Source organism: Martelella alba, assembly GCF_006516955.1.
Classification (GTDB): Bacteria; Pseudomonadota; Alphaproteobacteria; order Rhizobiales; family Rhizobiaceae; genus Martelella; species Martelella alba.
In genome coordinates this window covers 1-9,050 of the sequence record NZ_VHLG01000032.1, presented here as the reverse complement: position 1 = coordinate 9,050, position 9,050 = coordinate 1, and the positions used below count along the sequence as shown (strand labels likewise).

Genomic DNA, 9,050 nt, shown 5'->3' with positions numbered 1-9,050 from the left:
TGGCCACCCGAACTCCAGGATCGATGAGCTCCTTCCCTGGAACTTCAGCAAGTCAACCTGATCTCCCATGGGGCGGAGACAGCGCTTACGTCATTCCGGCGTGATGCTGGAAAACGGCCTTTGCCTGCATCACCTCGACGGCCGTCTCTCCCGCCGTGAACCGCTCGGCCCATGGCTGAAGCGGGTGACGCATTGGGTGCGGTATCGGGGCGAGTGATGCGTTTCGTCGGGACTGCCGCGACTCGTTGTCGTGCTTTAGAGTGCAGTTTTCGACGTTTTCAAGTCTGGAATGGGGCCAAAACGGACAGGCAGGTGTCGGACGCTGTCATACCTAGGCAGACATTAATGTAATGGGTGGTGAAGGCCCACACCGAGCCCAAAGTGCTCAATGCTGCACTATGCACCAGTGTCCGCTCTTCGGAGTGCGGTCAGAAACGTGACAAAATCAAAGGTGGTTTTGCCAAGGGTTTGTACCCCATTTTTTTGGGGAAGATTTGGTGCGCGGCCTGCTTGCGCCAAAAACGACCGTTTTTGGCCCGAAGGTTTTGGCTACCGGTTTTTGTCACCTTCAATTGGCCCAAGTAGTGTTGTGAACATCGCGAGCCACTCACGCGGAAACGTGTCAGGTACGACAACATTCAGGTAGCATCTGCGACTTTGGATTAAGAGGTAGACTGGATCATTTTCGCGGATTGGCGGCGTCAAAGGCTGCTTGGTTTTCTTCAGCTCTCTCATCGCCTTATCGAGGTATGGTTTGGAACCGTCCCCGCTACGCTTCATCGCCTCAAGCGCATAGTGTGCTGCTAAGATCGCGTCGAGAGCAGGCCGCCGCCGACCTTCAAATGCCGGTCCCTTCTCGGAGCCAAACGCATTTAAACCCTTGTTGTCGTTTGGAAACAGAAATCTGCCTGTGTCGGCCAGCCCTGAGAGCCTTGTGCTTAGTTGATCCAACTCAGCCCCAGCAGCAGTGCTGTCGTTGGACCTGGCCCGTACCGAGAGAGCTTCGGAAATGATTTCAAAGAACTCCCTTGAAAATGCGATGATTTCCTTGCGGTATTCGGCTAGCAGGGCAAAGCGCTCAGCCTGCTTTTCACGGCGTCTTAGGCTGCGACTTATGACAAAGCCCAAGATCGCAATAAGCACCCCGGAAATGGCTGAGACAGCGTCCCAACCGACCTCATTCAGTGTGATCGTGACAGCATCCAACATTTTGGCATTATACATGCGATAGCTTTGGTGCCAACAACCTGGCAAACAAGTGCCAAAACTCATACGTTTATGTCATCGGCGGAAGCGACTGTTTTTGACCGGGTGACCAAAAGCCGCCTTTGGTTCAGTTGGAACGAACTTCAGCTTCGTTCCGCTCAGCGGGTATTGGTTCGATGCGCGGCAAAAGACCGGGCTCCGCCCAATCAGGGCTTTCGATCCGCTTGCAACGAACGGCAGCTTTGCGGATCTGGTCGGGAACCAATGAACGTCCGGAATGGCGGCGCAATGCCGACACTTCCGTCTCACACCACTTCGATTTGCCGAATGGCCTCAATCTCGTCCACCATGGCGGCCGCCTGAACCATGATGTCGTGGCTGGCCTGCAGGTTCAGCCAGAATTCGGGTGAGGTGCGGAAGTATTGGGCCAGTCTCAGGGCGATGTCGGCGGAAATGGTGGTCTGCTCTGCTGCTATCTGTTCGATCAGTGGCTGAGGAACGCGAAGCGTTTCTGCCAGCGCGGCGGCGGTCATGCCGAGCGGTGCCATATAGTCTTCGCGCAGGATCTCGCCGGGATGCACCGGGGTGATGATGTTCGTCACGATGCTTCCCCGCCTGGCCGGTGATTGTGCTCCAGCAGGTAGCGGACGGCAAAGCTGACATGGCGCGGGATCGGGCGGTCCTTGGCGTAATAGGCCACCTGCCGGCGCGACAGCTCAAGCGCGCTCGCCATGCCTTCCTGGGTCTGGCCGAGTTCCTTCATCGCCCTGCAGAAGTCTGCATTGCTGAACTCGGCCGGCGGCAGGGCTTCCAGCCACATCGCCGAGAAATCGAGTTCGTCATTCCATTCGATGGCATTGCGATATTCGCTGATCCTGAAGGACCGAAACAGCGCATCGTCATCACGCAGGGGCTTGTAGAAGCGGCGGCTTTCAAGGGCTGGTGCGAGGTCAACGATCTTTTCCGTTCCGTCATCGAAACGGACAAACAGCTTGCGGCCCTCGCGTGGCTCGACCCGTTCAAGCCGGGGGAGCCGCTTGCCGACCGCGATAATGTCGTCATCACGGGTTGAGGCGGTTCCACGCATTGGTGAGTTGCTCCCTGTTCTTCTCTGCCCATTCCAGGGCGACCCTCAGGCTCTTCCTGTCCATGCTGCCGACCATGATCTCAAGGCTTTCCATGAGGATCGCCGCTTCGTGATCCGGGGTGATCACGTGGAAGTGGGGCGGGTTGTGGTCGTCGGCGTAAACCTGAATGGCGATGTTTCCGAGTTTGATGATCGTCGGCATTCCGGTCCCCGATTGATGGCGAGAATATAGTGCACCATGTGCACAAATTCAACGATGATTTATCTGCGGGAGGAACCCCATGCGTAACATCCATCTCCATGGCGGTCTCGGTCGCCGGTTCGGGCCGGTGTTCCGCCTCGATGTCGCAAGTGCGGGTGAGGCGGGGCAGGCTTTGTCGGCGGTGCTGCCGGGGTTTCGGGCCTATGCGATGGAACGGAACTTTCGTGTGATCCGTGGGCCGGTCGAGGGCGGTATTCCGCTGGGGCAGGGCGATCTCGATTTTAGGCTGGGTTCTGCCGATCTGCATATCGTTCCGGTACTGGCGGGGGCTGGCAATCGCGGCCTTGGCAAGATCGTCGCGGGCGTGTTTCTGGTCGGCGCGGCGTTCTTTCTGCCGGGATCGGTGACCGGTCTTGGCGTGCTCGGCACCACGGTCGGCGGCGCGATGAAGGGCCTCGGCGTGGCGCTGGCCCTGTCGGGGCTGGGGCAGATGCTGTCACCGTCTGCCAAGACCACCAGTTCCAGCACTGAGGATCAGGCCTCCTACCTCTTCAATGGCGGTGCCAATGTGACCACGGAAGGCGGTCCCGTGCCGCTTGTCTATGGCAAAGGCTTTCGTGTTGCCCCGGTGCTGATTGCCGCCGGGCTTTCCACCGAAGACGCCGCACTCTGACAGACGGGATATCCCATGCAACATATGCATATTGCCGGGCGTGGTGGCGGCGGCAAGAGCGGCAAGTCGTCGTCTTCTGCCGGCTATAGCGAAGCGCCGAACAGCCTGCGCTCGAAACAGACCATGCGGCTCATGTTCCTCGTTGGCGAGGGGGTGACCGGCGGGCTGATCAACGGGGCGAAGTCGATCCACCTCGATGACGTGCCATTGCAGAATGATGATGGCAGCTGGAATTTTGACGGTGTCGGCTATGAGACCCGCAACGGCTTTCCCGATCAGGCGGCCATGGCCGGCTTTCCTGCCGTCGAGCGTGAGGAGGGCGTCGGGGTCGAGGTCAAACAGGATCTGGCGATCACGCGGGCGGTGACGGATCTGAATGCCACGGCGGTGCGGGTGTCGATCCAGGTGCCGCAGCTGATCTATACCGATCCCGACAATGGCAATGTGAAGGCGAACAGCGTTGATATCGCCATTGATCGCCGGACCGAGGATGGCACATGGGAAGAGGCCCGCAGCGATACGATCTCGGGTAAATGCACCTCGCCCTATGTGAGAGCCTACCGGATCGCGCTTGCCGGAACCGGGCCGTGGTATATCCGGGTTCGGCGGATCTCGGAGGACAGCAACGGCACCACCAGCAACAACCAGACCTACTGGTCGAGCTATACGGTGATCGAAGACTATCAGCTGACCTATCCCGACAGCGCCATTCTCGGCGTCACGCTCGATGCCTCTCAGTTCGGATCGGGCTCTATCCCGACGGTGACAACGGACTGGGCCGGGATCGAGGTCGCGGTGCCATCGAACTATGACCCGGACACACGCGCCTATAACGGTGTCTGGGATGGGACGTTCACGACGGCTGTCACCGATAATCCGGCCTGGATCTTCTATGACCTAGTCGTCAATGACCGTTATGGTCTCGGCCAGTATCTCGATATCGATCAGGTGTCGAAATGGGCGCTTTATGAGATTGCCCAGTGGTGTGACGGTTCGGTGCCTGATGGCTTTGGCGGATATGAGCCGCGCTATACCTTCAATGGCGCGATCACCTCCCGCGATGAGGCGATCAATGTGCTGACCGCCATGGCGGGCGTGTTCCGGGGCGTGGTCTATTGGGGCAGTGGCGCGGTCACGGCCGTGGCTGACAAGCCGTCGGATCCGGTGAAGCTGGTGACGCCTGCCAATGTGGTTGATGGCACCTTCTCCTATCAGGGATCGGCGCTGTCGGCCCGGCATACGCAGGTTCTGGTGCGCTGGTTTGATCCTGAGAACAACTACAATCCGGCGATCGAGGTGGTCGAGGATACCGAAGCCGTTTCGCGCTATGGCGCACGGCAGACCAATGTCCAGGCGATCGGCTGTTGTTCACGCGGGCAGGCGCATCGTTACGGCGACTGGCTGCTGGATACCGAGCAGAACAGCACCGAAGTCGTCACCTATCGCGCCGGGCTCGATCATGCCGACGTGGCACCGGGCGACGTGGTTCTGATTGCCGATCCGTCCTATGCCGGTGTTCGCTATGGTGGCCGGCTGAAGGCAGTGGCGGATGATCTCACCTCGGTCACGATTGATGCGGCGGTAACGCTCAAAGGCGGCGACAGCTACACGATCACCGTGGTGATGGCGGACGGAACGCTTGCCGATCGCACCGTCACCAACGGGGCGGGTGAGGCGGCAATCCTCACGCTGAACGAGGCGCTGCCCTCGCGTCCGGTTGCCGGTGCCATGTGGATCCTGACGGGCACGGATGCAGCGCCCCGGCCGTTCCGGGTTCTCTCGGTCACCGAGAACGACAAGCACCAGTTCGATATTGCAGCACTCGAATATGACGCCACCAAATGGGCGCGGGTGGAAGAGGGGCTTCAGCTTGAGAAGCCATCCTTCTCGACCTATCCGACCGGCCCGCTTCTGCCGCCGTCAAACCTGAAGGTGGCCGAATATCTCTATCTTGCCGGTGGGCTCACCGTGCGCGGTGCGGTGACGATCGGCTGGTCGGCGCCGGATGATGCAAGGGCAACGCTGTTCCAGGTGCAATATCAGGAACAGGGCGGGATCTGGCTCGATGTCGGCTCGACCTCGGGTGTCTCGATTGATCAGCAGGATCTCGATGCCGGCATGTATGCCTTCCGGGTGCGCTCGGTCTTTGCCGCGCTCAACCAGTTCTCGGCATGGGTGACGCTGGAAGGCCAGCGGCTTGAAAGCATCTATGCCCCGCCGGATAATGTCGATGGCTTCAGGATCTCGATCCTCGGCGATATTGCGACATTGCGCTGGGATCCGGTCGAGGCGTTGAACCTGTCGCATTACATCATCCGCTATTCGCCGGATCTGACCAATGTCTCCTGGGCATCGTCTGCGATCCAGCTGCCGCATGTCGATGCGACAAGCGTGCAGATCCCGACGCGGCCGGGCACCTACCTGATCAAGGCGGTCACCCGGCAGGATGTCGAAAGCAGCAATGCCGCGATCATCACCACCTCGGTCGGCAGTGCTGCGACCAATGCGGTTGAAAGCTTTGTCGAACAGCCGGGCTGGACGGGAAGCTTTGATGGATGCGTCGCAGAATCGGCCGGGCTGCAGCTGGCGCCAACGGGAACCAACACCGTTGTGGCGAGCGGCACCTACACCTCGGCCCGCACCATCGATCTCGGTGCGGTCTATACCTCACGGATCACGCCGATCCTGTCGGTCTATGGGCAGGATCTCGATGACACCATGTCGAAATGGCCGGTGCTGATCAATCTCGAGGGCATGGTCGGGGCGGATGCGTCCAAGTGGAGCGCCATCATGGAAATGCGAACCACCGAGGATGATCCGGCAGATGCCGGGGCAGCATGGTCTGACTGGGAAGAGGTGATCACCGGCGATGTTGTCGCCCGTGGCTATCAGATGCGGATCCAGCTTGCGAGCACCGACAGCAATATCACCCCGATCGTCGCGCGGGCCGAACTCACCGTCGATATGCCCGACCGCATCATCTCCGGTAACGACCTGGTCGTCGGCACATCCGGGCGGCGGATTGATTTTGATCCGCCCTATCACGGCATGACCGGCTTCTCGATCTCGGCGCAGGGGCTGGCGACCGGCGACACTTACGCGATCACCGCCAAGAGCAAGGCGGGGTTCAACATCATCTTCAGGGATCAGTCAGGCAATGCGGTGACGCGGAGCTTTGACTTTGTCGCGACCGGCTACGGAAAGGCGAATGCATGACGCAGGCAACAACGAAAACAATCGACCCGGCCGTCACCAACGGATCGCAGCTGGCCGCCAATATCAACGACTGGCGCACCGCTGAACTCTCCATGCATAGCGGTGTTGCCCGGCCATCCTATGCCACGGCCGGCATGATGTGGATCAGCACCGCATCATCGCCCTGGGTGCTGAATGTGTTTGACGGTGCCAGTGACACGCCGATCGGCACGGTCGATCCATCAAGCCATGTCTTCACCGTCACCGGGGGCACGGCCTTTACCCGTGATCTTCTGACGGCAGGCGATGCAGCGGCGGCACGCTCAAAGCTGCAGATCAGCACCAACTATCTGCCGAACACAGGCGGAACACTGACCGGCCAGGTGACAAGCCGAAGGCAACAAAGCGACGGAACAAACTTCTGGAATGATGCTGTCTATCTCGTCCTGCAGGATCGCGGCTGGATCGACAACGACAATTACCGGGCGTGGTTCCAGGTCACCGAGGTGACCGGGTCGAATGTCCACCTCGACCTCGGCCTTTATGGCGGGCAGGGCCGCAAGACATGGGAGTTCCGAGAAGACGGCGGTGCCTATTGGTGGGGGCCAAGCCAGATTGACACCGGTAGCGTCAATCTGAAGCTCACGGGCGACAGTTCCGGCTATGGCAAGCGGCTGCATATCGAAGAGCGCGGCAACAGCGACGGCCCGCAGATCATGTACAGCAAGAACGAGGCTGGCTGGTGGTCGCATGGCATGAAGGTCGGGACCGACGGTGAGAGGGCCAACTTCGTCTTCTACTGGGATGGCAATGCCGGGCAGTGGGGCAACCAGACCTTCATGATCTCGACCGAGGGCTATCTCTGGGCCTCGCAATATGGCTGGCTGCATGACTACTTCGTCCGCCACGGCCAGCAGGTCTATGCCTTTGATGATCTCTATGAATTTGGCCGGGTGGCGAGCTTCTCCTCGTCCGGCTCGCCCGTCGATCTTCCTGACGACTATGTGCTGACCGGGCTGCGCCAGCAGGGCGATTACATCTATCTGCGCGGCCGCAAACTGAGGGTTGGATAAATGGCTTTCAAGTTCACGGCGCATGAGGCCGCCGACATTATCGAAGCGCAGTATCCGGCGCTGAGGAATGGCCGCGACTTCTGGACAAAGCACCCGGTCAGGCGCGGCTCGGCCGAGCAGATCGGCGAGGTCGAGATCACCGAATGGCAACCGGCCGATATCGACGCGCCGACAGTTGATGATCTCGTCACCTGGGCGGCCGAACAGGCAGCGGCTGCGGAGGGCGCCGCATGACAGCGCTCGGATTTGTGATCTCGCACTGCCTGCAGCCACAACGCAATGCAGGCGGCCAGTTGATCGGTTTCAGGCTGACAGGCACAACTATTACGGCATGGCCGGCTGATGACAACGCCCGGCTCGTCGGTGCGGCTGTCTATGCCTATGCGGCCGAAAGCTACACCCTCGACAACAGTTCAACGGCCGCATGGCCAGACGATGAGACCGGCCGGGTTGTCGGTGTCGTCATTCCAAAGTTCTGAAAGGTGTAATCCATGGGTGCACTTGAAATCACCGCGGACCCGTCCGGCTATTTTGAAGCCGATGGCATGGCGATCAAGGCAAAGCCGAATGCCGTTGCCGGTGTCTATCCGGTCAGCTGGCGGGTCAATGAGGGTGGCAAATATTACGGCGGTCAGGATGATCTGACGGTCGCGGCCTCGCCCTATGGGGCTGATATGGCGGATGGCGGTCACGGCTGGCCGGGCGTGCTCGCCCATATCAACGCTGCGCTCTATCGCCAGACGGCGCTTGCCGCGGGCAGCATTCCAGCGGCGAACGACAATGATATCTGGTATCCCGCGCCGCAGGTGGATCTCACCGAAGTGTTGCCGCTCGAACGGCTCGGTGTTGCCACCTATACCGGCGAAAACGGGCTGATCCACGAAGCGGCGGCCGATATCGCCCGGCTCGACTGGCAGAACGGCAAACGCCAGCTGGTCATTGAAGGCGAGAGCACCAACGTCATCACCCGATCCAGCCCGACGGCTTTGCTTCCATGGAACGACGGGGCTGTGAATAACGGCATCACCGCAACGGTGATTGCCTATGGCATGCTCGGTGATATGCCTTATGTCGACTATGAATTGGCCGGAACCGCCACCGGTAACCAGTCCGGCGTCTTTGCCAATACCGGCCTGTCAAATGCGGCGGCCGAGGCTGGCGAAACATGGACCGCAAGCATCTATACACAACTGATCAGCGGGGAATGGCCGGCCGGCGCCAAGCTTGGCGCTGGTGTCTATGAGCAGCTTGACGGCAACTATATCGGCGGAACAGGGCCGGGGCAGGAGCCTCAAGCGATGCTGAACCGGGTTTCTCGAACCTATACGCTGGTTGATGAAACGTCGAACCTGGTGCGCTCTGCAGTGCAGGTTGCGGGGTTGACAAGCGGGGTAACGACGTTCAACGGCCAGGTTGTCCGGCTTGCCGGGTGGTCTCTGGAAAAGAAGCCCGGCCCGACTTCGCTGATACAGACGCTGAGCGATGCCGCCGTCACCCGTGGCGAAGACGATTGCCGCCTGTCAGACAAGGCCGTTGCCATCCTGAACCGCGATCAGTGGACGATGCTGCTCGACTGTATTGCCGCCAATGTGAATGATGGCGAGCCGAGCGTTA

General features: G+C 60.0%; 10 protein-coding genes. 6 read left to right on the top strand and 4 right to left on the bottom strand.

Going from position 1 to position 9,050, the window contains the following annotated elements; translation table 11 throughout:
• Positions 1-549 precede the first annotated feature (549 nt).
• From FJU08_RS22370 to FJU08_RS22355, 4 genes are all read right to left on the bottom strand, one after another.
• A complete protein-coding gene (locus FJU08_RS22370; RefSeq protein ID WP_141151259.1) occupies positions 550-1,224 on the bottom strand; it encodes a hypothetical protein in 675 nt (224 codons plus the stop codon).
• A 287-nt stretch (positions 1,225-1,511) separates the two neighbouring features.
• The gene (locus tag FJU08_RS22365; protein WP_141151258.1) at positions 1,512-1,808 is read right to left on the bottom strand and encodes a HigA family addiction module antitoxin; all 297 of its coding nucleotides are present in this window, start codon (positions 1,806-1,808) and stop codon (positions 1,512-1,514) included.
• On the bottom strand, positions 1,805-2,293 hold the full coding sequence (locus FJU08_RS22360) for a DUF2442 domain-containing protein (RefSeq protein WP_141151257.1): 489 nt from the start codon (positions 2,291-2,293) through the stop codon (positions 1,805-1,807). The genes FJU08_RS22365 and FJU08_RS22360 overlap by 4 nt, the downstream gene beginning before the upstream one ends.
• On the bottom strand, positions 2,268-2,495 hold the full coding sequence (locus tag FJU08_RS22355; RefSeq protein WP_141151256.1) for a DUF4160 domain-containing protein: 228 nt from the start codon (positions 2,493-2,495) through the stop codon (positions 2,268-2,270). Before FJU08_RS22355 ends, FJU08_RS22360 begins: the two co-directional genes overlap by 26 nt.
• A gap of 79 nt (positions 2,496-2,574) precedes the next feature.
• On the opposite strand from FJU08_RS22355, the gene FJU08_RS22350 reads away from it, so the two are divergent.
• The 6 genes from FJU08_RS22350 to FJU08_RS22325 all read left to right on the top strand — a co-directional run.
• The gene (locus FJU08_RS22350) at positions 2,575-3,168 is read left to right on the top strand and encodes a tail assembly protein (protein ID WP_141151255.1); all 594 of its coding nucleotides are present in this window, start codon (positions 2,575-2,577) and stop codon (positions 3,166-3,168) included.
• A gap of 15 nt (positions 3,169-3,183) precedes the next feature.
• On the top strand, positions 3,184-6,384 hold the full coding sequence (locus FJU08_RS22345; protein ID WP_141151254.1) for a TipJ family phage tail tip protein: 3,201 nt from the start codon (positions 3,184-3,186) through the stop codon (positions 6,382-6,384).
• Complete coding sequence (locus FJU08_RS22340; RefSeq protein WP_141151253.1) at positions 6,381-7,436, top strand: hypothetical protein; 1,056 nt, start codon at positions 6,381-6,383, stop codon at positions 7,434-7,436. The genes FJU08_RS22345 and FJU08_RS22340 overlap by 4 nt, the downstream gene beginning before the upstream one ends.
• A complete protein-coding gene (locus FJU08_RS22335) occupies positions 7,437-7,670 on the top strand; it encodes an XkdW family protein (RefSeq protein WP_141151252.1) in 234 nt (77 codons plus the stop codon). It abuts the gene before it with no gap.
• Positions 7,667-7,915, top strand: coding sequence for a hypothetical protein (locus FJU08_RS22330; RefSeq protein WP_141151251.1), 249 nt, complete (start codon positions 7,667-7,669; stop codon positions 7,913-7,915). The genes FJU08_RS22335 and FJU08_RS22330 overlap by 4 nt, the downstream gene beginning before the upstream one ends.
• Positions 7,916-7,927: 12 nt before the next feature.
• Positions 7,928-9,050, top strand: a 1,123-nt coding sequence (locus FJU08_RS22325) for a phage head spike fiber domain-containing protein (protein WP_141151250.1), incomplete at its 3' end; no start/stop codon positions are given.